The following is a 25846-nucleotide window of genomic DNA, read 5'->3' as shown; positions in this document are numbered from 1 at the left end:
GTCCATCGCGCGGTGTTCCCGGGAGGGCGGCGCGGGACCTTCGGAGTTCGAAGACACGACCCTATTGGGAGAACGGCTCTCGATGGCAAAGGACGGCAACACCGGGGGCCACCAAATCCTTCCCTAACTACTCAAACACTGCTCGCGAGCGGGCGATAATTTCTGAAGGCCGGGACGGCCAGCCCCACCGCGACCACGGCCACCGCGCAGACGATCCCGCCGCCCACCCAGGCCCCCGTGGCCCCGAACCACGAGGCGGTGGCCCCGGCCCGGAGGTCCCCCAGCCTGGGACCCCCGGCGACCACCACCATGAAGACGCCCTGCATCCTCCCTCGCATGTCGTCCGGCGCGTGGGTCTGCAGGATCGTCTGCCGCCACACCGCGGAGACCAGATCGGCGGCCCCGCCGAACGCGAGCAGCGCGACCATCAGCCACAACTGGTCGGCGAGTCCGGCCGCGGCGACGGTGAGTCCCCAGGCGGCGATCACGTACGTGAGCGCCACCCCCTGACGCCGGACCCGCCCCACCCAGCCCGACAGCACCCCGCCGAGCACCGAGCCGATGGCGATGCTGGCCGACAGCCAGCCGAACGCGACCAGTGATCCGCCGAACCTCTCGGCCACGACCTCGGGGAACAGTGCCCTGGGCAGCGCGAACGCCATGGCGATGAGATCGACGACGAACGACATCAGCACGACCGGGTGTCCGCAGACGTAGCGCAGGCCGTCCACGACCGACCGCAGGCCTGGGCGTGTCACCTCGCCGATCGGTTCGAGTCTCGGCAGTCTCACCGCGGCGTAGAAGCCCGCGCCGAACAGCAGCGCGTCGATCAGGTAGGCGGCGGCGAAGCCGCTCTGGGCGAGCACGACCCCGCCGATCAACGGCCCGACGACGGTGCCGAGGCCGCCCACCAGGAAGTTGAGGGTGTTGGCCGCCGGAACCAGATCGGCCGGGACCAGCCTGGGGATGATGGCGCCCCTGGTCGGGCCCGTGATGGCGAACCCTGTGGCGTGCAGGGCCACGGTGGCCAGCAACAGGCCGATGCTCGTCGACCCGAGGGCTGCCTGGACCAGGAGTGCGAGCGTCCCCGACCAGGCGATCAGCGCACCGATGATGAGGAGCCTGCGCCGGTCGACGGCATCGGCGATCGCGCCGCCCCAGAGCCCGAAGACGATCAGGGGGATCAGGTTGGCGGGGCCGAGCATGCCGACCCAGAAGGACGACTCCGTGATGTCGTAGATCTGGGCGCTGACGGCCACCGAGGTGAGCTGGAAGCCGATGAACGACACACCCTGACCGGCCCAGAGTCGCCGGTAGGCGGGGATGCCGAGCGGGCGTGTGTCGGCCGCGTGCCTACGGACGAAATTTCCGAACCTCACACCGCTCCCTCGCTACCGGACATACGTGGATATATCAGCAAAGAGCGGGCAGGGTGTCATGGAGCCAGGCGTTCGACGATCCAGCCGGCGCCGGAGCGCCGGTAACGGAGGCGGTCATGCATGCGGTCGGTACGGCCCTGCCAGAACTCCACCTCGGCCGGCACCACGCGCAGCCCACCCCAGAAGTCCGGAACCGGCGGATCCTCCGGCCAGCGCTCCGACAGCTCCTCGTAGCGGGCGTCCAACTCGTCCCTGGAGTGCACGACCGCGGACTGCCGCGATGCCCAGGCGCCGATCCTCGACCCGTAGGGCCGGGATCTGAAGTAGACGGCCGACTCCTCGCGCGGCAGCCGTACCACCGCCCCCTCCACCCGCACCTGGCGGCGGATGGAGTGCCAGGGGAACAGCAGGGCGGCCCTCGGGTTCTCCGCCATGTCACGGCCCTTGCGCGACTCGTAGTTGGTGTAGAAGACGAACCCGTTCTCGTCGTAGCCCTTGAGCAGCACGGTTCTGGCAGTCGGCCGGCCACCCGCCGAGGCGGTCGCCAGCACTGTCGCGTTCGGCTCTGGAAGCCCGGCGTCCACGGCGTCGCCGAACCAGGCGGCGAACTGCGACACGGGGTCGGGGGCGAGGTCCGCCTCAAGGAGAGGCAGCCCCTGGTACGTGCGGCGAAGTCCCTCCATCGAGGGCGGTCGCGATGCGGCATCCACGGGAAGGTATTCTCGCGTGCCGAGCTGGAAGCCCGCGCAGCGCCCCCCACCTGCGGCGATCGCGCTTTGGCGGGTCCGGCGGCACACCGCCTCAGCTCAGGGGGTTGAATATGACCCGCCGGTATCTCGACATCAAGGCTTTGACTTCAAGAAAGGGAGGCAGCCGAAAATGTCCGACTTCAAACCCGGGCTCGAAGGCGTAGTAGCTTTCGAGACGGAGATCGCGGAACCGGACAAAGAAGGGGGCGCCCTCCGCTACCGGGGCGTTGACATCGAAGAGCTGGTCGGCCGTGTCTCCTTCGGACACGTGTGGGGCCTGCTTGTCGACAACAAGTTCCAGCCGGGTCTGTCCCCGGCCGAGCCTTTCCCCATTCCTGTCCACTCAGGTGACATCCGCGTCGACGTGCAGAGTGCGCTGGCCATGCTGGCCCCCGCGTACGGTTTCAAGCCGCTGCTCGACATCGACGACGATGAGGCCCGCGCCAACCTGGCGCAGGCCAGCGTCACGGCCCTGAGCTTCGTCGCCCAGTCCTCGCGCGGCCTGGGAAGGCCGATGGTCCCCCAGAGCGAGGTCGACAAGGGCGAGAGCATCGTCGAGCGGTTCATGATCCGCTGGCAGGGCGAACCCGACCCCAGGCACGTCAAGGCCATCGACGCCTACTGGACGTCCGCCGCCGAGCACGGCATGAACGCCTCCACCTTCACCGCCCGGGTCATCGCCTCCACCGGAGCCGATGTCGCCGCGGCGCTGAGCGGTGCGGTCGGCGCCATGTCCGGGCCGCTTCACGGCGGTGCGCCCGCGCGCGTGCTGCACATGATCGAGGGCGTCGAGCAGGTCGGCGACGCAAAGAAGTACGTGCAGTCGGAACTCGACAAGGGCCAGCGCCTCATGGGCTTCGGTCATCGCGTCTACCGTGCCGAGGACCCCAGGGCACGGGTGCTCCGCCGCACCGCCAAGGAACTCGACGCACCGCGTTACGAGGTCGCCGCGGCGCTGGAGAAGGCCGCGCTGGAGGAGCTGCACGCCCGCAAGCCCGACCGGGTGCTCGCCACCAACGTCGAGTACTGGGCCGCGGTCATCCTGGACTTCGCCCAGGTTCCCTCATCCATGTTCACCTCGATGTTCACCTGCGCCCGCACCGCGGGCTGGGCCGCCCACATCCTGGAGCAGAAGCGCACGGGCAGGCTTGTCCGCCCCAGCGCCGACTATGTAGGTCCCCCTCAGCGCTCGGTCCACGACGTCCCAGGCGCCACCGAGGCCGTCCACTCCTTCTGACCCTTCCGAGTTCCCGTCTCATACGGCTGTCGCGTGGGTGTCTCGCGCGACAGCCGTTCCCGGCCCTTCGAGGCCCTCTGCCCCGCTCTCCTTCCGGGTTCCCGCCCCGTGATCACCCCACTAGGCCCAAAACCATCCCACGTCTCGTCTCAAAATCCGGACCTCGTCCTGGATCGATCTGCGGGCTCAGTAGGCTGGTCATGTGGCTGACATCGTGATTCCCTCTGACATCAAGCCCGCCGACGGCCGTTTCGGCTGCGGGCCCTCGAAGGTGCGCCCCGAGCAGCTCTCGGCTCTCGCGGCCTCCGGTTCCAGCCTCCTGGGCACCTCGCACCGCCAGAAGCCGGTCAAGTCGCTCGTCGGGCGCGTCCGCGCGGGGCTGTCCGAGCTGTTCTCCCTCCCTGAGGGGTACGAGGTCGTCCTGGGCAACGGCGGCACCACCGCGTTCTGGGACATCGCCGCCTTCGGGCTGATCCGTGACAGGTCGCAGCACCTGAACTTCGGCGAGTTCTCCTCCAAGTTCGCCTCCGTGGCGGCCAAGGCCCCGTGGCTGGGCGACCCGACCGTGATCAAGTCGGAGGTCGGCAGCCACCCCGAGGCCAGGCTGGAGGAGGGCGTCGACGTCTACGCGCTCACCCACAACGAGACCTCGACCGGCGTCGCGATGCCGATCAGGCGCGTGGGCGAGGAGGGCTCGCTCGTGCTCGTCGACGCCACCTCCGGCGCCGGCGGCCTGCCGGTCGAGGCGAGCGAGTTCGACGTCTACTACTTCGCCCCGCAGAAGAGCTTCGCCTCCGACGGCGGCCTCTGGATCGCCCTGATGTCCCCGGCCGCGCTGGCCAGGGTCGATGAGGTCGCCTCAAGCGGGCGCTACGTCCCCGATTTCTTCAGCCTGCCGGTGGCCGTCGACAACTCCTCCAAGGACCAGACGTACAACACCCCGTCGGTCGCCACGCTCTTCCTGCTCGCCGAGCAGATCGAGTGGATGAACGGCAACGGCGGCCTGGCCTGGACGACCGCCCGCACCGCCGAGTCGGCCCGGCGCCTCTACACCTGGGCGGAGAAGACCTCCTACACCACCCCGTTCGCAGGTCCGGAGTTCCGCTCCAACGTGGTCGGCACGATCGACTTCTCCGATGACGTCGACGCCGCCGCGATCGCCAAGATCCTGCGCGCCAACGGCATCGTCGACACCGAGCCCTACCGCAAGCTCGGCCGCAACCAGCTGCGCGTGGCGATGTTCCCGGCCGTCGACCCCGACGACGTCGAGGCCCTGACCACCTGCGTCGACTACGTGGTCGAGCGTCTGTAGTCCCGCTCCTGCGGCGGTTCCGGGCTTGGTACCCGGCACCGCCGGGCCTCATCCGGTGAGATCCCCACTCCCGCGCGGGAGCGGGGATCCAGGTCAGGGAACTCGGGGCCGGAGATCCAGGGCAGAGATCCAGGTCAGGGAACTCGGGGTCGGAGATCTAGGTCAGGGAACTCGGGGGCACGTCCGCGCCCGGGGTGTGCGCCTGCTCCCCCGCGCGCCGGGCCAGTTCGTGCAGCAGGCGCAGGGCGTCGTCCGGATCCACTCCCTCCGCGAACCGCGAGAGCACGGGAGCCCGGTCGGGGCTACCCGCCAGGGCCGCGAGCATCAGCCCCGCCACATGCTCGTCCCGGGAACGGCTGGCGGTGTAGCGGAAGGCGTTACGCACGGGTGCCCTCTCCAGCAGGCCCTTCCTGACGAGACGCTCGGCGACGGTCTGCACCGTGGTGTAGGCCAGGCTCCGTTCCGCGTCCTGGTTCAGCATGTCCTGCACCTGGCGGACCAGCAGTGGTTGCTTGCAGCCCCACAGCACGTCCATGATCGCGCGTTCCAGGGATCCCAGGTTCACCCGCGGCCACCTTTCGAGGGTCGCGCCCGGCTACGAATGGCCCTGGAGAACATGTACGGGCACGCGGCCAGGCAGGGTCACACATGAAATTTGGTCATATTGTTACTTAAATCCATCGATGCGGCCATAGCTGGTAAATATCGACCCTCTTAATAGATCGTGCTCCAGTTAATAGATCGTGCTCCAGATCGCCCCCATTCGATCCTGAAGGTCGCACACGACCCAATCCAGCCTCGGACATTCCAGTAGCACCACAAAGCCTTACAGAGCCCTTACAGCCCCGCACAGCAACCATCTCGGGGCGAACCACCTAAGAGCCGGCCTGGAAGGCCGCCGCGAGAGCGGTGAGCCCACGTGGCGCGGAGGGCGAAGCCCGGTCGGCGGGCAGGACGGCGGCGAAAAGGCGCGGAGCCTCAGTAGGCAGAGAAGAGGCCCGGAGCCTCAGTAGGCAGAGAAGAGGCCCGGAGCCTCAGTAGGCGGGGGAGAGGCCCGGAGCCTCAGTAGGCGGGGGAGAGGCCCCGGTGACGCCTACGGCGCACCACCCAGGCCGCGATGACGCCGCCGATCAGGCCGAACAGGTGCCCCTGCCAGGAGATGCCCGCCTCGCCGGGGAGCACTCCCCAGATGATCGAGTAGTAGGTGATCGCCACTCCGACGCCGATCACGATGTCGAGGACGCGGCGGTCGAACAGGCCCCGGGCGACGACGAAGCCGAAGTAACCGAAGACCAGGCCGCTGGCACCGACCGTGAGGACCCTCGGCTCGTTGACGAACCAGATGCCCAGGCCGCTGACCAGGACGATGATCAGGCTGGCGGCCAGGAAGCGGCCGATCCCGCGCAGCGCGGCGAGGAAGCCGAGGATCAGCAGGGGCAGCGAGTTGGCCATCAGGTGGCCGAAGCCGCCGTGCAGGAAGGGGGCGAGCAGGATGCCGCCCAGACTTTCCGGGACCCAGGACCAGATGCCGTAGGCGTCGAGCGTTCCCTCTCCCGGCAGCACGTAGTCGACGATCTCGACCACCCACATGACGCCGACCAGGAGGACGTTGACGATCGCGGCGCCCAGCGCGCCCGCCGCCAGGTTTCCCGCCCTGCGCTTCAGGAGGTCGCCGGAGGATCGGCCGGTGGGGGTCATCCCGGTCGCGTGGTCGTTCATTCACTCTCCTGGCCTTGGAGCGGTGTCGTGGGCGTCAAGTGCCCCCGCCGCACCTGCCCACACCTTTACCGTACGCACTCCCGGCCATGAACGCGCCGGGTGTGATCCATCGATCACACCCGGCCGGCGAATCCCCTCCGGAATCCGAAGGGGGTCTACTCACCCTTCCACTGGGGGGCGCGCTTCTCGGCGAAGGCCGCCGCGCCCTCCATGGCGTCCTTGGAACCGAACACCGGGCTGATGATCTCGCCCTGCTTCTCGAACATCTCGTCGAGGCTCCAGTCCGCGGACTCGACGATCACACGCTTGGTCGCGGCGAGCGCCATCGGGGCGTTGGCGGCGATCTTCCTCGCGAGCTCGACGGCCTTGGCCAGCGCCTCACCCACGGGCGTGATGTGGTTGACCAGGCCGACCTCGTACAGCCGGGAGGCCGGGAAGTGGTCGCCGGTCAGGGCGATCTCCATGGCGATGTGGTACGGGATACGCCGCGGCAGCCGCATCACGCCGCCGGCCCCCGCGATCAGGCCTCGCTTTGGCTCGGGCAGCCCGAACTTGGCCCCCTCAGAGGCGATGATGATGTCGCAGGCCAGCGCCAGCTCGCAGCCTCCGGCCAGGGCGTAGCCCTCGACGGCGGCGATGAGCGGCTTCTTCGGCGGCACCTCGGCCATGCCGCCGAATCCCCTGCCCTCCACGACCGGGATGTCCCCGGCCAGGAAGCCCTTCAGATCCATGCCCGAGCAGAACGTGCCACCGGCGCCGGTGAGGACGTAGGCGGCCACGTCCTTGCGCTCCTCCAACTCGTCCAGCGCGGCGGCGACGCCCCGGGCGACCGCGCCGTTGATGGCGTTCCTGGCCTTGGGCCGGTTGATCGTGATGACGGCCACGCCGCCGTCCACTTCGACCAGAACCTCGTCAGACACCGGATGACTCCTACTTGGGCTGGAAGCGGATACCGCCGTCGAAACGGATCGTCTCGGCGTTCATGTAGTCGTTCTCGATCAGCGAGCGGACCAGCTGCGCGAACTCCGAGGCCAGTCCCATCCGCTTGGGGAAGACCACCGGGGCCACGAGCTTGGCCTTGAACTCCTCGGCGTTGGCCGCGAAGCCGTAGATCGGGGTGTCGATGATGCCCGGGCAGACGGTGTTGACCCGGATGCCGACGGCGGCGAGGTCGCGCGCGGCCGGGACGGTCATGCCGACGATGCCACCCTTGGACGCCGAGTAGGCGACCTGGCCGGTCTGCCCCTCCAGCGCCGCCACCGAGGCGGTGTTGATCACAACTCCGCGCTGGCCGTCCGCGTCGACCGGCTCCGTCTTCGCGACCGCCGCGGCACCGATGCGCATGAGGTTGAAGGTGCCGATCAGGTTGACCTCGATGACCTTGCGGTAGGAGGCCAGGTCATGGGGAGAGCCGTCGCGACCCACGGTCCGGCTGGCCCAGCCGATGCCCGCGCTGTTCACCACGACGCGCAGCGGCTTGCCGGTCGCCACGGCCGCGTCCACGGCCGCCTGTACCTGCGTCTCGTCCGACACGTCGGTCTTGACGAAGACGCCGCCGAGTTCGTCGGCAAGGGACTTGCCGCGCTCCTCGTTGAGGTCGGCGATGACGACGGTGGCGCCGTGCGCGGCGAGGTCGCGAGCCGTGGCCTCGCCAAGGCCGCTGGCACCGCCCGAGATGATTGCTGCTGCTCCGTTCAGGTCCATGAGCGGACTTTAACCTGCGACCGAATGAAGTTCTACTTGGGGTGGGTTAAATCTCTCCGATGCCAGGTCCCGCCCCTTGGACCCTTCGCCCACCGCGGCCGGTCAGACGACGCCTCGCCACGGCAAGATCCACGGAACGGAGCCTAGAACCCTCCGACGGCACTGCTCACGTCGGGATAGACCTTGATCCGCCGGTCGAGCCCCGTCGTGCGGAGGATCCGGGCCACCGGCGCCTGGGGAGCGGCCAGGCAGACCCCACCGCCACCGCTCGTGGCCAGCCGCCACGCCTCGATCAGCACCGACAACCCGCTGGAGTCCATGAAGGACAGGTCGGTGAGGTCGAGAACCAGCCGCGCACCGTCCAGCTTGATCGCGTCACGGACCTCGTCTCGCAGGAAGGGAGCGGTGAACAGGTCGAGTTCGCCCTCGACAGCCACCACCACGGCGTCGCCGACCGCGCGGCGAGCCAGCCGTAGCTTCATCAGTCCTCCTCGCGCCCAAAGGGCAAACCCACTTTACTTCGCCACCACCGCACGCGAGGTCGTGCGCGATCCTTCACAGGAAGTCGCAGCCGAGACGCCCCGGGGTCAGGGGGCCGCGAAACCGTAGGGCAGTTCGAGCCGGTGGGCGGCGAGCAGGTCGGCATCGGCGAGGATCTTGCGGGTCGGCCCGTCCGCGGCGATGACTCCCCCGGAGAGGATGAGCGAGCGCTCGCACAGCTCCAGCGCGTAGGGCAGGTCGTGGGTGACCATCAGGACCGTCACGTCGAGCCCTCTGAGGATCTCGGCGAGCTCTCGGCGGGAGGCCGGGTCCAGGTTGGACGACGGCTCGTCGAGCACCAGGATCTCCGGCTCCATGGCCAGCACCGTCGCCACCGCGACCCGGCGGCGCTGGCCGAAGGACAGGTGGTGCGGCGGCCGGTCGATCGTCTCCAGCATGCCCACGCGCTCCAGCGCGTCCTTGACCCGGCGCTCCAGCTCCTCGCCCGTGATCCCCAGGTTGGCCGGGCCGAAGGCCACGTCCTCGCGGACGCTCGGCATGAAGAGCTGGTCGTCGGGGTCCTGGAAGACCAGTCCGACCCGCCTGCGGATCTCTTTGAGTGATCCCTTCCCTACCGGTAGCCCCGCTACGGCCACCGTGCCGTGGCCGGCGGTCAGGATGCCGTTGAGGTGCATCACCAGCGTGGTCTTGCCCGCGCCGTTCGGCCCGAGCAGCGCGACCCGCTCACCGCGCTCCACCCGGAAGTCCACACCGAACAGCGCCTGCGTACCGTCCGGGTACGCGTACGCCAGACGGCTCACCTCCAACGAGGGCGGCGGCGCGGTCATGCGACCCCCCAGCTCCCGAGCAGCACGGCGAGCGCCGCACCCGGCAACATACCGGCGACGAGCCACTGCCGCGACGCGACGGACAGATCCTGGATGACCGGCATCGAGCCGGTGTAGCCCCGGCTGAGCATGGCCAGGTGTACCCGCTCGCCCCGCTCGTACGAGCGGATGAACAGCGCACCCGCCGATCTGGCGATCACCTGGATGTGCCGCACGTCCCTGGCCACGAACCCGCGCGACTCCCGGGCCACCCGCATCCGGCGCATCTCCTCCAGGATCACGTCCATGTAGCGGAGCATGAACATGGCGATCTGCACCAGCATCGGCGGCAGCCTCAGGCGCTGGGCACCCAGCAGTATCAGCCGTGGCTCGGTGGTGGCCGCGAGCAGCACGCTCGCGACCACGCCCAGGGTCGCCTTGGCCAGGATGTTCCAGGCGGCCCACAGACCGGCGACACTGAGCGAGAGCCCCATGAACGTCACCCGCTCGCCGAACCCGATGAACGGGATGGCCAGCGCGAACACCACGAACGGCACCTCGACCACCATCCGCCGCAGCAGGAATCCCGCCGGGACACGCGCGGCCACCGCGACCGCGGCCAGGAGCACGGCGTACAGGCCGAAGGCCCAGAACCACTCACGTGGGGTGGCGACCACAACCAGGGCGAACCCGGCCACCGCCGCCAGCTTGCACTGGGGTGGCAGCCGGTGCACGAGCGTGTCGCCCGGCCGGTGGAGCCGATGGTGGTGGCCCGCCCCCACTAGACGGAGACCTTCCTGTCGCTGTCCTCGCCGCCCTCGGCGCTCTCGCCACGGCGGCGCACCGTGAAGAACAACCCGCCGCCGACGGCGAGGGTCACCCCGACGCCGATCAGACCGGCCACACCCACCGGAATGCCACCCACGTCCCCGTAGTCGGCGAGCGGCTGCTCACCCAGCGAGTGGTCGACCGCCTGTCCGCTGAAGCCCTTGTCCTCGGCGACGCGCTCCAGACCGTCGGGCGAGGAGGAGGCGTAGAAGCTGACCAGGCCCGCCAGCAGCGCCGCCACCGCGATACCGGCGGGCAGGAACCAGCCGGGACGGCGCGCGGCGACCGGTGCCGGGGACGCCGGAGACTCCGAGGTGACGGTCACGTCGCCGCCCGCGCCGCGCAGGATCAGCGGCGCGACGAGTTCCCTGGCGCCGTACACCAGGTCGGGCCGGATCGCCAGGACGGTGCTGACGGTGACCGCGGTGATCAGGCCCTCCCCGATGCCGATGAGCAGGTGCACGCCGCCCATGGCCGCGGCGACCGTGCCGATCTCGATGGGCGCGGTGCCGCCGATCCAGAACAGCAGGGTGAAAGTCAGCGCCGTGGCGGGCACCGAGAGCAGCGCCGCGACGAACGAGGCCGCCACCACTGCTCCCCTGCCCCGCACATTCAGGGTGATCAGGCGGAAGACGCCCCACCCGACCAGTACGGCGACGACGCCCATCAGCGTGATGTTGACGCCCAGCGCGGTCAGGCCGCCGTCGGCGAAGAAGAACGCCTGTACGAGGAGGACCACCGCCACGCACAACACCGCCGTATACGGACCGACGAGTATCGCTGCGAGAGCACCGCCAAGGAGGTGGCCGCTCGTGCCCGCGGCGACCGGGAAGTTGAGCATCTGGACGGCGAACACGAAGGCGGCGACCAGGCCTGCCATGGGGGCGGTGCGGTCGTCGAGTTCACGGCGGGCGCCGCGCAGGCAGACGGCCACGCCCGCAGCGGCGACCACTCCCGTCGACAACGACACCACCGCGTTGAAAAAGCCATCGGGTACGTGCACGACAAGCCTCCGAAGCGCGGATTTGACTCCACTTTAGGCCATGGGCTTGTACTTGCAAGCTAGTGGCATTAACGCCCGGAGAAGGTCTGGCGACTTCCGCATTGCACCGGGACTCGCGGCGGTCCCAGACGCCGTCAACACACGATGCGTCTGACGAAGGTCCGGGGGCCGAGGGTGCGGACCACGGTGCTGAGCCGCCCCTTGCCCGCCGTGGCGTAGGGCCTGACACTCCACCGGGTCGCGCCGCGCCACCAGGTGCGCGGCTGCTCGATCATCTCGGGCACCGCCTCGATCCTGAAGCGGGCGGGTGGTCCGCCCAGGTCCATCTCCAGGTAGGCGTCCCAGGTACCGGGACCCAGCCGGCCCATCGCCTGCCAGGCCGTGAACGTGCCGTCCTCGCCGACCGTGACCGGCTCACGCCGCTCCCGGCTCGACTCGCGCTCCCGCCAGACCAGATACCGCACCGCGTCCGCCGCCGGAGCGGCGGCACCCACGGTGACCTCACCGTGGAGCACCAGCCGGTGCCCCGCCACCCAGTGGGCACGCACCAGCCTCGCGCTGCCCGGCACCGCGACCACATGACCGCCGATGTCAAGGCTGAGGTTGCCGTAGGGGCGGGTGAAGTACGGCAGGGCGACGACGTCGCCGACCACTCGTGGCGCGGGCGGCACCGGAAGCGCGGTCGACCCGTCCCTGTCGGAGCCCAGGCGTGCGAGCCGGGGAACGCCCTCGAAGGCGACACCCACGTGAACATCCCAGATGCCGGAGGACAGACCGGTGACGTCGACGACCCCGGTGAACTCCGCACAGTCGCCCGTCACCGGGACCACGACCTCGTCCGAGGGACCGGTGCCCGCGTGCCGGCGCCGCAGCACCAGGGCGAGATCTCCGCCGACGATCTCCGGGCGGTCGTACCGCTCCAGCGTGCTCAGCGCCACCTTGCCGGAGATCGCCAGCCTTCCCTCCCGCTCCCAGCGGAGCGCGGTGAGCTCTCTGCGGACCGAGGCCGACTCGATGTGCGCCAGCCGCACCAGGCGGTCGATGTCCTCCAGCGCGGCGATCCTGCTCCGATCGATCGCGGGGAGCCGGTCGCGGACCCCGTCGGTCAGCCACCGCTCGCACATGTCGGCCACCTCGGCGGCGATCTCCTTACGCTCGGCCTCCCCTGCCTCCAGGAAGGGCCCGCCGAGGTGGCCGAAGGCATCCATCCGGAAGTGGCGCCGCAGGAGGTGGTCGCGGAGGTCTCCCGGCCGCACGTGAGCGAGCATCAACTCGATCGGCCGCCTGATCATCCGCAGCCAGGAGACCGGGTCGCGACTCCCCTGCCGCTGCATGATGCTGGTGCCGTCGGGCCGGGCGACCAGGTGGTAGCAGTCGTAGTCGGCGACCACCGAGATCACGTTCGCGTGGCAGTAGGCGTGGGTGGTGAAGACGACGTCCTCGCCCACCAGCAGCGTCTCGTCGAAACGGATGGCGTGCCGCTCCAGCATCTCCCTGCGGAACAGCTTGAAGCAGCTCAGGCTGTTGTAGACCGCGCTGTCACCGAGCGGCACCCGCTCGGCGTTCTCCCTGAACATCGAGATCGGCACCTTGCGATCATGACCGACGATCTTCCCGAGCACGATGTCCGAACCGTTGCGGTCGGCCATCGCGAGCATCCGCTCCAGCGCCTGAGGGCCGAGGTAGTCGTCCGCATCGCAGAAGAAGACGTACCTGCCGCGAGCGCGGGAGAGACCGACGTTGCGCGGGCGCCCCGCGCCGCCGGACGCCTCCTGCCGGACGACGCGGATCACACCGCGATGGCAGGAGGCGTACAGGTCGAGCAGCGCGGCACCGCCGTCGGTGGAACCGTCGTCGACCACCACCACCTCCAGGGCGACGCGCTGGATCAGCAGCGAGGTCAGACACCTGTCGAGATAGGGCCCGCAGTTGTGCAGGGGGACGATCACGGTGACGTCGACGTCGGACCGGATCGCCTCCTCTCGCGTGATATCGCAGCCGCCCCGCCCCGTGCGGACTCGCTGAAGAGTCGTTACCGCCACCGCCGCGCCCCTCGTCGGTCACTTTCCGCTTATCTAGCGTCTCAGTATGTGACGAAGGAGTGCCCGTACGGAGCAAATCCACAGGGTTGCCTCCCCGATCTGCCGGCACAGAAAGCCGAATCAGGGAGAAACCAGCCGGTTCACACCTCTTGCGGCCCCGTCGCACCGGAAGCCCTCGCCTCCCAGGAACACGCCCTCCCGGACGGCCGAACGCCTCAGGCACCCGGCAGACCTCCGTTGCCCTGCAACCGGACGATCCGCGCCCTAGACATCGCTGTCGGCCCGGTCGAGGTCGTCGCGATCACGGTCGGCGCGCTCACGCGGGGCCTGATCCGCCCCGGGCACCTGAGCCCGACGGCGGCGGTACAACAGCCAGGCGATGGCGTACAGCGCCAGCGCCACCGCGATCAGCGCCCCGAAGAGGTGAAGCGGGAGGATGAGGAAAGTGATGCTCTGCCGGGATGTCCCACCGATCCCGGAGACCGACACCGTCGCGTGACAGACGCACATGAACGGCGGATCCGCCCACCTGACGACGACGTCCCTGCCCTCTCCCCTGAGCACCGTGAAGTCGGGAAACGGCACCTCGTACCCGTTCACGTCGACCTTCAGCGCCCGGGGGCCGAAGAAGTCACGGTGAACGGTCCCGCGGTTCTCCACGGTGGCGGTGAAGTCGACGGGACCGCCCGTCGGGAAGGCGACGGAGGCACGGAACCCGTCGATACGCACGGACGTGTCGATCGGCCCCGGCACCGTGATGTAAATCGGTGTTCCGATCGCCCGGTTCAGCGAGATGTTGCCCCCACCGGCTCCGGCCGGGGTGACGAAGAGCAGGGCCACCTGGTGCTCACCGTGCTCGGGCTCCGGAGGGGGATCGATCAGTACGCTGACGCTCCGCTCCCCACCGGGGGCGAGATGGAATCTCGCCGGCCTGGCCTTGAGCCACGCGACGGCCGAGTGGGGAGCGTCATGCTCGAAGAGCATCTTGCCGGACCCGTCCATGGTGAAGTTCGTCCTGTCGACGACGATGTCGACAGGCAACCGACCCCCGTTGATCACATGGAACGACTGGTGCTCGTCGATCTCCTCCGGTGGGACGACCAACCGTGCCGGACTCACCGTCAGCGAGAAGTCCGGATCCCCAGCCGCGCCGGACACCCCGGAAGCCTCCGGCCCCACCGCCAACGCCACGCCCCCGGCCAGCAAGGACGCCGCGATCACACGCCGAAGCCTCCCGGCCACCGCGCAGCCTCCTCATTCTCATGATCGAAATTCTCACGGTCGAACCGAGCGGCCCCGCGCGACCAACGGGTGGGTCTACAAGGTGGCGGCGATCGGCACAGAGACCCTCCAAGATCCTTTTTGCGCATAGTAGTCATCGTGTAACAGAAAGTGCAAGCTCCCGGGAAGACGTGTCGCCACTATCGGACTCTCCGGATTCCCGGTCACGCATCAGGTCGAAAGCACGCCGCAGTCCGGCGGCCACGCGACCGGCACGGAGAAGCGCGAAGACCCGCGGAACGATGAAAGGCCGGGTCAACCCGGAAACGGGTTGACCCGGCCTTTCATATACGAGCCGACGAACTGGGTGAGGAGTGCGCGGCCCTGGTCGTCGATGATCACGCCTGCCACGCTGACGGAGTGCTGCGTGTTGTGGTGATCCATCGGATGTCCTCAAAAGGACGCGACCGCCAGGGCGGCGTCGTGATACCCGGAGATCCCGTCATCGGCTGCCGTACGCCACCTCCGTGGACGCGACCCGGTGAGCGCCACCCCCGGACGGGGGCGTATAACGCGCGCCGCGTCCGCCGGTCAGAGCGGCCGGGCTTCACCGCGAGGAGCGCGCCCTGCGAGGCCAGGTGAAGTCAGCCGATCTGGAAGTAGGGGTTGCGGGCCTTGAAGGTGCACTCGCCCACGAACTTGACCGTCTTGCCGGGTGCGACCTTCTTCCACCCGGTGTTGTACAGCTTCGAGCCGTTGCCGATCGCGTTGACACACCAGTACATCAGACGCGCCTTACCGGTCGCGTTGCCCCTGTTCTTGCATTTTCCCCAAACAGTGGTGTTTCCGGTTCCGGGGGCGTTGCACGTCACCTTCGCGGCCATGATCGTGGACGCGCCCGTCTCTGCGGCCTGGGCGACTCCGCCGAACGGCACCAGCACGGCAAACGCATCTGCGACGACGGCCAGCGAACCAATTACCTTGATCATATTTGATTTCCCCTCGTGAACGGATTACGGCGCTTCGCGTGGGCGAATTGCAGCGCTTCGCGATCCAGAAAGCGCTCCGTGTAGCGCCGGTCGATATCCCGCTGATACGAAATGCCGGGATGTCGACCATGGTGGCATGCAGGCCGCCAGCCAACCAAGAAATCTTTGTCCGCAGTCCGTCCAAGGCTGCCACTTAGATTTTTGGACAAATGAATCCGCAGGTCAGGACTGTCCTACCTGGACACTCAGGAGGACTGGACGCTTGAGTGTTAACGGTGTCCGCCCCCGCGCGCCGATCACCTTGCAGTAAACGTGGTGCTTTCCAGGTTCGCTCGGAGCCCGCACCCACACCGCGATGGCCGCTTTCCGGCCGGGCGCTGACAGCGGTATTTTCATCGCTTCGGATGATCGGCACGGCCAGGCGTTCACACGATTCGTACATCCATCCTCCCAGGGCACCGTCCCGATATCGAGAATTCTCCATGCCTTCTTGGGAGAAGAGCCCTGCCATACCTTTGAACCGTCCTGATACGCGATACAACCACGAACTCAGAATCATCGCCGGCGCGGACCCGGGCATACGAGGCCTCGGAGCGCAGTCAGCCGATCTTGGCGCCGTACACGTGGCCGATCGTCATTACCAATCGTCGCGAGGACACCGAGTCGACGCCAAGAACGAGGTCCTGCTGGAGGCCAAGGCGTCGGAGGACCCCGCGGTGCGTGCCTCGGTGCGCGGCCAGCGGGTCACCGGGCCGACGACCAAGCAGCGCATCCGGGCAACGCCGCGCTCGGCGCTGAGCGACGCCGTCGTTGAGGGTCTGATCACCGAGAACGTGGCCAAGCTGGTCAAGCTGGAGACCACCAAGAGGCCGAAGGGCCTGGTCTGGACGAAGGAACGCGTGGCCGCCTGGACGGTGCCTAACGAGCGTGCACTGAAGAAAGCGACGGAGGAGGCCACAGGGCGCCGCGTGGACGCTTTTGAGGTCTGGGCGTCGGCGCCCCGGCCGAGCAAGGTCATGGTGTGGACGCCCGCCCAACTCGGGGCGTTCCTCGGCGCCGTGATGAGTCACCGGCTGTATGCCCGGTTTCGCCTGATCGTGTTCGCGGGCCTGCGCCGGGGCGAGTCGTGCGGCTGCCGCTGGACAGACCTCCGCGTCGATCATGCCCGAGGTGGCACGCGAGGCGGCTGAGATGATCGCCGCGCTGGTCCCCCGGAAGGCCGGGGTTGGGGAGGCGTCCCCGACCGTTGGCCCCCCTTTGGCCCCCCTGAAGAGGCGGATCGGACCAACAGTTCTGGGGAAAAGGAAGGACCCCCAGGTCACTGGGGGTCCTATGCGAGCCGACGAGGGGAATCGAACCCCTGACCTACAGTTTACAAGACTGTCGCTCTGCCGATTGAGCTACGTCGGCATGGCCGCCAGACGAGTGTAGTCGGATTACCTGCCGCACGTCACCGAGGTACGCCACGACAATTGCGAACCGTCAGGAACGGCGGTGGCGGGCCACCTCGTAGAGGGCGATGCCGGCGGCGACGCCCGCGTTGAGGGATTCGGCCGCGGCGTTCATCGGGATGCGGACGACCAGGTCGCATGACTCTCGGACCAGGCGGGACAGGCCTTTGCCCTCTGAGCCCACGACGACGACCAGCGGGCCGTCGAGGAGATTCGCCTCGCCGATGTCGACCTTGCCCTCGCCGTCCAGGCCGATCACGAACAGACCCGCCTCGCGGTACTCCCGCAGGGTGGCGGTGAGGTTGGCGGCGCGGGCGACCGGCAGGGTGGCCAGCGTGCCCGCCGAGGTCTTCCAGGCACCACCGGTGACCCCGGCCGAGCGGCGGGAGGGGATGACCAGGCCGTGGGCGCCGAAGGCGGTGGCCGAGCGGGCGATGGCGCCCAGGTTACGGGGGTCGGTGACACTGTCGAGGGCGACGATCAACGGGACCTCCGCGGCCTCCTGTGCGCCGCGGACCAGATCGTTGGGGTGGGCGTAGTCGTACGCCGGGATCTGCAGGGCGATGCCCTGGTGGATCCCCCCCTCGGTGAGTCGGTCCAGCTTCTCCCGCCCGACCTCCAGCATCGCGATGCCGCGGTCGGCGGCGATACGGACCGACTCCCTGACGCGGTCGTCGTTGTCGATGCGCAGGGCCACGTAGAGCGTGCTGGCCGGAACCCCGGCCCGCAGCGCCTCGACCACGGGGTTGCGCCCGCCGATGTGCTCGGGCGCGTCATCGCTCCGCCTCGCGCGAACCGGGGTGCGCGGGGAGGAAGTCCTGCCGGTCTTCTCCTCGCGCTCGATCCGCTCGGTGCGCGACTTGTCCTTGTGCCAGTGCCGCATGTGCGCCGGCGGGGTGGCCCCCCTGCCCTCCAGGCCTCGGCGGACGTTGCCGCCCGTGCCCTTGGTCGGACTCTTCTTCTTCGCGGGTCGCCCGGACCCTTTACCCCCACCAGCCATGGTCTATAGCGTACGGCCTGGTTTTAGCGCGAGAGTTCCCAGCGGGTGCCCTGGGGGGTGTCCTCGACGTGAATCCCGGCACGGGAAAGCTGGTCACGGATGCTGTCGGCCGCCGCGAAGTCCTTGCGCGCCCGCGCCGCCTGCCGCTGTTCCAGGGCGACGGCGACCAGCGCGTCGACGGTCGCCCGCATGCCGGTCTCGCCGCCCGTGGAACGCCACTGCTCCGAACGCGGGTCGAGGCCGAGGACGTCGAGCATGTTCTGCGTCTCGGCGAGCAGCCTGGCGACCTGCTCCTTGTTTCCCTGGGCGAGCGCGACGTTGCCCTCGCGGACCACCTCGTGCACCACGGCGAGCGCCTGGGGGGTGCCCAGGTCGTCGTCGAGGGCCTCGGAGAAGGCCACCGGGAGCGGCGCGTGCGCGTCGACGTCGTGGATGACCTCGGCCGCGCGGGTGACGAAGCCCTCGATGCGCTGGTAGGCCGTGGCGGCCTCGAACAGGGCCTCCTCGGAGTATTCGATCGGGGAGCGGTAGTGCGGGGCCGCCAGGTAGTAGCGGAGCTCGACCGGGCGGACCTTCTTGGTGACCTCGGGGACCAGCAGGGAGTTACCGAGCGACTTGCTCATCTTCTCCGCGCCGATCTTGAGCATGCCGTTGTGCATCCAGTAGCGGGCGAAGCCGTCGCCGGCCGCCTGGGACTGGGTCAGCTCGTTCTCGTGATGCGGGAAGATCAGGTCGACGCCGCCGCCGTGGATGTCGAAGGTCGAGCCGAGATACTTCGTCGCCATGGCCGAGCACTCCAGGTGCCAGCCGGGGCGGCCTCGGCCCCACGGGGTCGGCCAGGTCGGCTCACCGGGCTTCTCGCCCTTCCAGAGCGCGAAGTCACGCGGGTCGCGCTTGCAGGAGTCGGTCTCGGTGTCGCCCGCGGCCCGCATGTTCTGAAGCTTCTGGTTGGAGAGCGAGCCGTACCGGTCGGCGTAGGACATGACGTCGAAGTAGACGTCGCCGCCGGAGGCATAGGCGTGGCCGGCGGCGATCAGCCGGTCCATCAGCTCGATCATCTCGGGCACGTGGCCGGTGGCCCGCGGCTCCACCGTCGGGGGCAGGCAGCCCAGCACCTCGTAGGCCCAGGTGAAGGCCCTCTGGTTGCGCTCGGCGACGGCGAACCACGGCACGTTCTCCGCCGCCGCAACCCTGATGATCTTGTCATCGATGTCGGTGACGTTGCGGCAGAAGGTCACCTCGTAGCCCGACCTGATCATCCAGCGGCGGAGCACGTCGAAGTTGACGCCTGAGCGGATGTGCCCGATGTGCGGGGGAGCCTGCACGGTGGCACCACACAGGTAGATCGAGGCCCGGCCGGGTTCGACCGGGACAAATTCGCGGACGGTGCGTACGCTGGTGTCGTATAGCTGCAGGCTCACGAGGGCAAGGCTAATGCCTCACCTCCCCTCACAAGCCAGGTTGCGGGACGTTGAAGACACCCGCTAGAGGATTTTCTGACCATTGGCGGCGAATGTCGCCCGGTCGGCTCACCTGAAGAGCACCTCGGCAGAAGACATATTCGAGGGTGATCAAGACGATCATGCCGGGTGTCGATTCTGTAGGCTCGAAGAGCCATGGACGCCAAATCCCCCGCGGCGGCAGCCTCGCTCTCCCGCCCGTCACCGCCCCTGACCACCGCCGCCGAACCGAGCAGGACGGCCGTCGCCCTGCGCCGCACCGGGATCGCCATCGCCGGAGTCGGCGTGACCGCCCTCACCGCCGCGGCCTGCGTGCTCTCCTTCGAGGACCTGCGAGCCCTCGCCCTGGCGGGCAGGGCACCCGCCGGCCTCGCGTATCTCTACCCCGCCGCCTTCGACGCGCTGCTCGTCGTCGCGATGATCGGCGTGTTGCTGCTGAGAGGCGGGTGGTGGCCGGTACGGCTGCAGGCGGGTGTGATCCTGACGCTGCTGTTCGCCGGCGCGACCACCGCCGAGGTGGCCACCGCCATGCGGATGGCGGTGGACGAGCAGCGAGCGGCCGTCGTGGTCGCCGTCGCCCCCTGGGTGATGCTGATCCTGGCTCTCTGGCTCTGGCTCCTGCTGATCAAGCACGCCGCCGCCAGGCGTGCCGCGACCGACGCGGCCCTGGTCGGCCGGCCCGCCTCAGGGCATGACATCGTGCCGTTCCCCGAGGCGGGCCGACCGTCCTCGGAGCATCCGGGCGTGCCCGCCCCCGAGGAGCGGCGGCAGGGGCCGGGCCACCCCGGGCAGTTGGTGCACCACCCCGCGGCCGAGATCATGCTCGACCCGCATGCCGCCCCTCCCCTGGAGACGGCCCCACACCATGATCTCCCGACGGGAGAACCGGTGGTCGGTCCTACCGCGGCGCCGGAGACCCCCGAGATCACCGATGTCCCGCAGAGCCCTCCGCTCCCGCGAAGGCCCACGGCTCCCCGGCCGGGAAAGCCGATGCGCTGGGGTGACCTGATCCGCCCCCGCCAGGGCGATCTGCTCGTTCATCCGCCTCGTTCCGACGTACGAGTGACCGAGGAGGAGCCCGGGAGCGGAGGCAGGATCAGCGAGCGGGTGGAGACCTGGGACACCGACGCCGGTGTCCCGCGGGAGCGGGGGTCCCGGGCGAGCGAACCCGGTACGGCCGAGGCCGGCCCACCCGACACGACCCGACACGGCACGACCCCACGCGACACGACACGACGCGACACGACCCCACGCGACGCAGACGAGGTGAGCGAGCGCGACGCCGACACCCAGCCGATCCTCGCCGTGAAGGACCGGGCGGCGAACGTAACGCCCGGCAGGAGGACCGCCGGGACGGCGGCGAAAGCGTCCACGGCGGCAGGAAAGGCGGATGTCACGGACGGCGAAGCGGGTGACTCGCCCGCACACGGCGCCGAGGCCGCGGAGACCGGGGAGACCGGGGAGGAGGCCCAGGCGCGCGAGGAGGACGGCATCGCGGCCCCGCCCTCCGGGCGGATGCGCAGCACGCCCGTCCCGCCCGGTGAGTGAGGGAAGAGAGCTTAACCGGGCCCGCATACCCCCTTGACCGGATCCGGGGAACGAAGCGGGCCGTGACGAAGTGCTGACGCACCTGCCGCTCCATGTGGCGGACCTGATCCGCCGCCAGCCGTCCGTCGAGCACGAGACGAGCCTGGGCCGGATGTTCAGGCCGCCCGGCGATCCACCTGTCAGACCCTGGAGCGCTTGAGACCGGCGACCAGGCCGACACCGACGACGGCCGGACCCACCTGCATGATGAGTTCGATCCGGTCGATCCCATCCGTGGTGGCAGCGCCGAGAACCTGGGCGATGGCGGTGCCGATGAGCGCCGCGACAATGCCGACGACGACGGTGAGGATCCATCCGATCGCCTGCCTACCGGGAAGTCAAGGGACGACCGATGGCACCGATGACAGCGCCGATGACGATTGCTCCAAGAATGGACTCAATAGTCATCACAACCTCCCCGTGAGGGTGAGACCTTCACTCTCAACAGGGAGGTGGCCACCCCCTATGTCATGGATATTCCAGCGACCGGTAAAAATTCCGTCAGTGCGACTTCCTCGCCTGCATCTGAACGACGAGGAGCACTCCGATTACGGCGAGCGCGAGTTGGATGAGGTGCTCCCACCAATTGATCCCCCGCGTGTTGGTCAGGCCGACCGAGGCGGCGATGGCGGTGCCGATAAGCGCCGCGATGATGCCGACGATGAGCGTCAGGCCGATGCTCAGGTTCTGGCGCCCCGGAAGGATGAGGCGTGCCAGCGCGCCGATGACGGCGCCAATGATGATTGCGGAGACAATCGATCCGATCATGTCCGGCTCCCCCTGTCACGAGACACAGTCATCAGGGAGTTACCCAGCGCACTCATAGATCATCCCAAAAAGGGGTGGCCCGTACCGCGCCAGGAAACGGGCCACCACCTCGATATGGATTGACGGGCATTCCGCGCCGCCCGCCGGAACGTTTCCACGTTCCGCATGAGAAGACGTCTGACAACCGCTACAGGTTCACCACGATCGCGGTCGCAATGGCCGCGACGCCCTCGCCTCGGCCGGTGAGGCCCAGCCCGTCGGTCGTGGTGGCGCTGACGCTCACCGGGGCGCCCACGGCCGCGCTGAGAGCCTTCTCGGCCTCGATGCGGCGGGGGGCCATCTTGGGCCGGTTGCCGATCACCTGGACGGCCACGTTGCCGATCTCGAAGCCCGCGGCCCTCACCTTGCGTGCGGTCTCCTCCAGCAGGGCGGCACCCGAGGCACCTGCCCAGCGAGGATCGGACGTGCCGAACAGGCCCCCGAGGTCACCGAGACCGGCCGCGGACAGCAGCGCGTCACAGGCCGCATGGGCCGCGGCATCACCGTCGGAGTGCCCGGCCAGGCCGGTCTCGCCGGGCCAGTGCAGGCCGGCGAGATGAAGATCGCGGCCAGAAGCGAACGGGTGAACGTCGACCCCGACGCCCACCCGTGGAAATGTCTTGCTCAGGAGTTGAGAACCTCGTCCAGCAGGGCCTCGGCCTTATCCTCATTGGTCTTTTCCGCGAGTGCGAGCTCGCTGACGAGGATCTGCCTGGCCTTGGCCAGCATTCGCTTCTCTCCCGCGGAAAGTCCGCGCTCCCTGTCTCGTCGCCACAGGTCGCGAACAACCTCCGCGACCTTGTTGACATCACCGGACGCCAACTTCTCAAGGTTCGCCTTGTAGCGGCGGGACCAGTTCGTGGGCTCTTCGGTGTGAGGCATTCGAAGCACGTCGAAAACGCGCTCAAGGCCCTCTTGTCCGACTACGTCGCGAACACCCACGAGTTCGGCGTTGTCAGCCGGCACCTGGACGGTAAGGTCGCCCTTGTCGACCTTGAGAACCAGGTAGGTCCTTTCCTCACCTTTGATGGTTCGGGTCGTGATCGCCTCGATCCGAGCAGCCCCATGGTGGGGGTAGACGACAGTGTCGCCGACCTGGAAAGTCATGTGACAAGTACCCCTTCCGCTGTACTCAAGAGTACCACGTATCCACAGCCTCCCGGAACAGTGAAATCACCATAACTGCAGGTCAAAGCCGCGTCTTATGACTTGACAAGTGCTCAAGTGTGTGAATCAAGGGGGCAAAAAGCACTTATGACCTGCGTTCCCCACCTCCGGATGATCAGGCGGGGCGCGGGGAAACCCGGTAAACGTCGCCGATAGGGTTGGCCCTGCCCTACCTCATGCGTGACAAGGAGAACTCGCACCGTGACCCGCAACAGCCGTCACCGGGCGATCGCCGCCGCCGCGTTCCTCGCAGCCGCCCTGACTCTGACCGGCTGTGGCGCCGGATCCGACGCGATCACCAACATGCCCTACTCGCCGACCGAGGCCCTGTCGGTCAAGACAAAGGAGGGCATCGACATCTCCCAGGCCTTCTTCCTTGGCCCCGACTCCGGCGGGACGCTACCGGCGGGTGCGGCCACGCCGCTCTACCTGTCCCTGGTCAACACCAACGGCCCCGACGAGCTCGTCGGTCTCGGCGTCGACCCGGCCCTCGGCACGGCGAAGGTGAGCGCGCCCGTACCGCTCCCCCAGAACCAGCTGGTGAGCGTCGGCAAGCCGACTCCCACGATCCTGATCGAGGGGCTGAAGAAGCCGCTCAGGGGCGGCGAGGCCATCCCGGTGCAGCTACAGTTCGCCAACGCGGGAGTCGTGCAGCTCACGATCCCGGTCATCACCCGCAGCCGCGAGTTCACCGCCTACCCGCAGGTTCCCGGCGCCTCCGCGGCTCCCACGCCGACCCCCACCCCCTCCGCCTCCGCCGAGGAGGGGCACGGCCACTGACCCGCTCCCCGCTGATCTCACCGTGGCGGGACGGCGGCGGGCGACCGCGACGAACGGCCGCGGTGAGCCGGGGAAACCGGATTCCCGGGAGCCGGTCACCGGACACGGACCGGCCCCGGTGGCCGCCTCCGGACACGCCGAGGGGTCGTACGGCGCGGGCACGCCGTACGACCCCTCGGACCGTCCGGAGGCGAGCGTGGAGGCTCAGGCCTCCACGGGGTCGAACTTGTAGCCCAGACCCCGGACCGTGAGAATGCAGCGCGGGTTGGACGGATCGGACTCGACCTTGGCCCGCAGCCGCTTGACGTGCACGTCCAGGGTCTTGGTGTCGCCCACGTAGTCGGCGCCCCAGACCCGGTCGATGAGCTGGCCCCGGGTGAGCACCCGCCCGGCGTTGCGCAGCAGTACCTCCAGCAGCTCGAACTCCTTCAGGGGCAGCTGCACCGGCTCGCCCCGCACGGCGACGATGTGGCGGTCGACGTCCATGCGGACCGGCCCGGCGGCCAGCACCGCCGACTCCAGTTCCTCCACGTCGCCCTGGCGGCGCAGCACCGCGCGGATGCGGGCCACCAGTTCCCTGGAGGAGAAGGGCTTGGTGACGTAGTCGTCGGCGCCGAGCTCCAGCCCGACGACCTTGTCGATCTCGCTGTCCTTGGCGGTCAGCATGATGACGGGCACATTGGAGCGCTGGCGGAGCGAGCGGCAGACCTCCGTCCCGGGCAGGCCGGGAAGCATCAGGTCGAGTAGCACCAGGTCGGCGCCGTTGCGGTCGAAGGTCTCCAGGGCTTCCGGCCCTGTGGTGGCCACGGCCACCTCGAAGCCCTCCTTGCGCAGCATGTATGACAGAGCGTCGGAGAACGACTCCTCGTCCTCGACGACAAGCACGCGAGTCACTGCGCGGCCTCCAGGGGAATTGTGGTGGTAGCTGGTACTGCCACCGCCGTGCCGCCGAAGGCGGGCAGGCGGAGGGTGAAGGTGGAGCCTGAGCCTTCCTTGCTCCACACCGTGACCGCCCCGTTGTGGACGGCGGCCACGTGCTTGACGATGGCCAGGCCGAGTCCCGTACCACCGGTCGCGCGCGAGCGTGCCGCGTCGACACGGAAGAACCGCTCGAAGATCCGTTCCTGGGCGCTCTCGGGGATGCCGATGCCCTGGTCGCTCACGCTGATCTCGACGTATTCGGTGTTGGGGCCCGCCCCTCGGGCACTGACCACGACCCGGGTGTGCTCGGGGCTGTAGGCGACCGCGTTGTCGATGAGGTTGCGCAGGGCGGTGACGAGAAGTTCGTCGTCGCCCCAGATCCGCAGGCCCTCGACGCCGCCGGCGACGAGGGTGATGTCCTTGGCCGCCGCGGTGGTGTTGCAGCGGTCGATGGCCTCGTGCACCGCCTCGTCGATCAGGACCGGGCACGGGGTGGGGATGGGCTCGGCTCCCTGGATGCGGGAGAGGGTGATCAGGTCCTGGACGAGGTAGGTGAGCCGGGCCGCCTCATGCTGCATACGCCCGGCGAAGCGGGTGACCGCCTCGGGATCGTCGGCGGCGTCCTGGATGGTCTCGGCCAGCAACGACATCGCGCCCACCGGCGTCTTGAGCTCGTGGCTCACGTTGGCCACGAAGTCGCGGCGGACCGCCTCGACGCGGCGGTACTCGGTCTGGTCCTCGGCGAGGACGAGCACCTGGCCGTAGGAACCGAGCGGGGCGACCCGCACCGCGAAGTTGGTCGACTCCTGGCCGAACTTGTGACCGGCCACCTCGATCTCGCTCTCGCGGATCTCGCCGTCCCTGCGTACCTTCCTGGCCAGCGCGAGCAACTCGGCCGCCATCAGGTGCTCTCCCTTGACCAGGCCGAACGCGCGCGCCGCCGAACTGGCGCGCAGCACGCGGTCCTCGGCGTCGAGCACGACCGCCGAGGACGGCAGCACGGCCAGTACCGAGGCGACGCCGTGCGGAAGGGCGCCGGGCTCGACGCCGTTCATCGGTGCCGCCTGGCCGTGCTGCCCCTGGCTTTGGCGGACGACCATCACGGCCAGCGCTCCCACGACGAAACCGGCCAGCGCGGCCAGGCTCGCCATCAGCTCACTCACGTGGTCCTCCCGTAGACTTC

27 protein-coding genes and 1 tRNA gene are annotated in these 25846 nt (G+C 68.8%); 5 read left to right on the top strand and 23 right to left on the bottom strand.

The genetic code is table 11. The annotated features are described in order from the left end of the window. Positions 1 to 131 precede the first annotated feature (131 nt). Both OG884_RS21260 and pdxH read right to left on the bottom strand, forming a co-directional pair. On the bottom strand, positions 132 to 1379 hold the full coding sequence (locus OG884_RS21260; protein ID WP_326635447.1) for an MFS transporter: 1248 nt from the start codon (positions 1377 to 1379) through the stop codon (positions 132 to 134). A 56-nt stretch (positions 1380 to 1435) separates the two neighbouring features. Further along, positions 1436 to 2089, bottom strand: coding sequence for a pyridoxamine 5'-phosphate oxidase (gene pdxH / locus OG884_RS21255; protein WP_326635446.1), 654 nt, complete (start codon positions 2087 to 2089; stop codon positions 1436 to 1438). A gap of 169 nt (positions 2090 to 2258) precedes the next feature. Between pdxH and OG884_RS21250 the strand changes: the two genes are divergently transcribed. Both OG884_RS21250 and serC read left to right on the top strand, forming a co-directional pair. Next, positions 2259 to 3365: a citrate synthase 2 gene (locus OG884_RS21250; protein WP_326635445.1), complete on the top strand. Its 1107-nt coding sequence runs from the start codon at positions 2259 to 2261 to the stop codon at positions 3363 to 3365. Positions 3366 to 3567: 202 nt separating this feature from the next. After that, on the top strand, positions 3568 to 4677 hold the full coding sequence (gene serC, locus OG884_RS21245; RefSeq protein ID WP_326635443.1) for a phosphoserine transaminase: 1110 nt from the start codon (positions 3568 to 3570) through the stop codon (positions 4675 to 4677). Between the two features lie 157 nt (positions 4678 to 4834). Here serC and OG884_RS21240 read toward each other — a convergent pair whose 3' ends face one another. The 13 genes from OG884_RS21240 to OG884_RS37555 form a co-directional block, all read right to left on the bottom strand. Next, positions 4835 to 5242 (bottom strand): BlaI/MecI/CopY family transcriptional regulator, encoded by a 408-nt coding sequence (locus tag OG884_RS21240; protein ID WP_326635442.1) that lies wholly within the window; start codon positions 5240 to 5242, stop codon positions 4835 to 4837. Positions 5243 to 5739: 497 nt separating this feature from the next. Further along, positions 5740 to 6396 carry a rhomboid family intramembrane serine protease gene (locus OG884_RS21235; RefSeq protein ID WP_326635441.1) on the bottom strand — a complete coding sequence of 219 codons (657 nt, stop codon included), beginning with the start codon at positions 6394 to 6396 and terminating at the stop codon, positions 5740 to 5742. A gap of 155 nt (positions 6397 to 6551) precedes the next feature. After that, on the bottom strand, positions 6552 to 7316 hold the full coding sequence (locus tag OG884_RS21230) for a crotonase/enoyl-CoA hydratase family protein (RefSeq protein WP_326635438.1): 765 nt from the start codon (positions 7314 to 7316) through the stop codon (positions 6552 to 6554). Positions 7317 to 7326: 10 nt separating this feature from the next. After that, positions 7327 to 8100: an SDR family NAD(P)-dependent oxidoreductase gene (locus tag OG884_RS21225; RefSeq protein WP_326635436.1), complete on the bottom strand. Its 774-nt coding sequence runs from the start codon at positions 8098 to 8100 to the stop codon at positions 7327 to 7329. A 143-nt stretch (positions 8101 to 8243) separates the two neighbouring features. After that, complete coding sequence (locus tag OG884_RS21220; RefSeq protein WP_326635434.1) at positions 8244 to 8582, bottom strand: STAS domain-containing protein; 339 nt, start codon at positions 8580 to 8582, stop codon at positions 8244 to 8246. A 105-nt stretch (positions 8583 to 8687) separates the two neighbouring features. Beyond that, positions 8688 to 9428 (bottom strand): energy-coupling factor ABC transporter ATP-binding protein, encoded by a 741-nt coding sequence (locus OG884_RS21215; protein ID WP_326635432.1) that lies wholly within the window; start codon positions 9426 to 9428, stop codon positions 8688 to 8690. After that, positions 9425 to 10189, bottom strand: a complete 765-nt coding sequence (gene cbiQ / locus OG884_RS21210; RefSeq protein WP_326635430.1) for a cobalt ECF transporter T component CbiQ — start codon at positions 10187 to 10189, stop codon at positions 9425 to 9427. Before cbiQ ends, OG884_RS21215 begins: the two co-directional genes overlap by 4 nt. After that, complete coding sequence (locus tag OG884_RS21205; RefSeq protein ID WP_326635428.1) at positions 10189 to 11238, bottom strand: energy-coupling factor ABC transporter permease; 1050 nt, start codon at positions 11236 to 11238, stop codon at positions 10189 to 10191. The genes cbiQ and OG884_RS21205 overlap by 1 nt, the downstream gene beginning before the upstream one ends. Before the next feature lie 134 nt (positions 11239 to 11372). Continuing rightward, complete coding sequence (locus OG884_RS21200; protein WP_326635426.1) at positions 11373 to 13280, bottom strand: glycosyltransferase family 2 protein; 1908 nt, start codon at positions 13278 to 13280, stop codon at positions 11373 to 11375. A 264-nt stretch (positions 13281 to 13544) separates the two neighbouring features. Then, a complete protein-coding gene (locus OG884_RS21195) occupies positions 13545 to 14501 on the bottom strand; it encodes a hypothetical protein (protein ID WP_326635424.1) in 957 nt (318 codons plus the stop codon). Positions 14502 to 14816: 315 nt separating this feature from the next. Continuing rightward, positions 14817 to 14945 (bottom strand): hypothetical protein, encoded by a 129-nt coding sequence (locus OG884_RS21190; protein ID WP_326635422.1) that lies wholly within the window; start codon positions 14943 to 14945, stop codon positions 14817 to 14819. Between the two features lie 200 nt (positions 14946 to 15145). Continuing rightward, positions 15146 to 15490, bottom strand: coding sequence for a hypothetical protein (locus OG884_RS21185; RefSeq protein ID WP_326635421.1), 345 nt, complete (start codon positions 15488 to 15490; stop codon positions 15146 to 15148). 222 nt (positions 15491 to 15712) lie between these two features. Continuing rightward, positions 15713 to 16027, bottom strand: a complete 315-nt coding sequence (locus OG884_RS37555; protein ID WP_442811732.1) for an NBR1-Ig-like domain-containing protein — start codon at positions 16025 to 16027, stop codon at positions 15713 to 15715. A gap of 86 nt (positions 16028 to 16113) precedes the next feature. Between OG884_RS37555 and OG884_RS21180 the strand changes: the two genes are divergently transcribed. Next, positions 16114 to 16680, top strand: a complete 567-nt coding sequence (locus OG884_RS21180; protein WP_326635419.1) for a hypothetical protein — start codon at positions 16114 to 16116, stop codon at positions 16678 to 16680. Between the two features lie 147 nt (positions 16681 to 16827). Here the strand turns inward: OG884_RS21180 and OG884_RS21175 are convergent. The 3 genes from OG884_RS21175 to cysS form a co-directional block, all read right to left on the bottom strand. Further along, a tRNA-Thr gene (locus OG884_RS21175) sits at positions 16828 to 16900 on the bottom strand. 72 nt (positions 16901 to 16972) lie between these two features. Further along, the gene (gene rlmB / locus OG884_RS21170; protein WP_326635417.1) at positions 16973 to 17941 is read right to left on the bottom strand and encodes a 23S rRNA (guanosine(2251)-2'-O)-methyltransferase RlmB; all 969 of its coding nucleotides are present in this window, start codon (positions 17939 to 17941) and stop codon (positions 16973 to 16975) included. 23 nt (positions 17942 to 17964) lie between these two features. Continuing rightward, a complete protein-coding gene (gene cysS, locus OG884_RS21165) occupies positions 17965 to 19362 on the bottom strand; it encodes a cysteine--tRNA ligase (protein WP_326635415.1) in 1398 nt (465 codons plus the stop codon). Between the two features lie 195 nt (positions 19363 to 19557). Here cysS and OG884_RS21160 point away from each other — a divergent pair, with 195 nt between their 5' ends. Further along, positions 19558 to 20949 carry a hypothetical protein gene (locus tag OG884_RS21160; protein ID WP_326635413.1) on the top strand — a complete coding sequence of 464 codons (1392 nt, stop codon included), beginning with the start codon at positions 19558 to 19560 and terminating at the stop codon, positions 20947 to 20949. Positions 20950 to 21489: 540 nt separating this feature from the next. On the opposite strand, the gene OG884_RS21155 is transcribed toward OG884_RS21160, so the two are convergent. The 3 genes from OG884_RS21155 to OG884_RS21145 all read right to left on the bottom strand — a co-directional run bounded on the left by OG884_RS21155 (position 21490) and on the right by OG884_RS21145 (position 22902). Then, a complete protein-coding gene (locus OG884_RS21155; protein ID WP_326635411.1) occupies positions 21490 to 21756 on the bottom strand; it encodes a GlsB/YeaQ/YmgE family stress response membrane protein in 267 nt (88 codons plus the stop codon). Between the two features lie 187 nt (positions 21757 to 21943). Then, positions 21944 to 22402 (bottom strand): 2-C-methyl-D-erythritol 2,4-cyclodiphosphate synthase, encoded by a 459-nt coding sequence (gene ispF, locus OG884_RS21150; protein ID WP_326635410.1) that lies wholly within the window; start codon positions 22400 to 22402, stop codon positions 21944 to 21946. A 17-nt stretch (positions 22403 to 22419) separates the two neighbouring features. Further along, entirely contained in the window at positions 22420 to 22902 is a 483-nt protein-coding gene (locus OG884_RS21145) for a CarD family transcriptional regulator (RefSeq protein ID WP_030924410.1), read from the bottom strand. 261 nt (positions 22903 to 23163) lie between these two features. Here OG884_RS21145 and OG884_RS21140 point away from each other — a divergent pair, with 261 nt between their 5' ends. After that, positions 23164 to 23742 carry a copper chaperone PCu(A)C gene (locus OG884_RS21140; protein ID WP_326635409.1) on the top strand — a complete coding sequence of 193 codons (579 nt, stop codon included), beginning with the start codon at positions 23164 to 23166 and terminating at the stop codon, positions 23740 to 23742. Between the two features lie 204 nt (positions 23743 to 23946). Here the strand turns inward: OG884_RS21140 and OG884_RS21135 are convergent, their stop codons facing one another. Both OG884_RS21135 and OG884_RS21130 read right to left on the bottom strand, forming a co-directional pair. Next, positions 23947 to 24636, bottom strand: coding sequence for a response regulator transcription factor (locus OG884_RS21135; RefSeq protein ID WP_326635407.1), 690 nt, complete (start codon positions 24634 to 24636; stop codon positions 23947 to 23949). Continuing rightward, entirely contained in the window at positions 24633 to 25814 is a 1182-nt protein-coding gene (locus tag OG884_RS21130) for a sensor histidine kinase (protein ID WP_326646964.1), read from the bottom strand. Before OG884_RS21130 ends, OG884_RS21135 begins: the two co-directional genes overlap by 4 nt. Positions 25815 to 25846: the final 32 nt, after the last annotated feature.

Origin of the sequence: Streptosporangium sp. NBC_01755, assembly GCF_035917995.1 — a bacterium.
In the GTDB taxonomy this organism is placed as follows: domain Bacteria; phylum Actinomycetota; class Actinomycetes; order Streptosporangiales; family Streptosporangiaceae; genus Streptosporangium.
The sequence above is the reverse complement of the archived record's forward strand: the minus strand, read 5'-3'. Positions and strand labels throughout refer to the sequence as shown.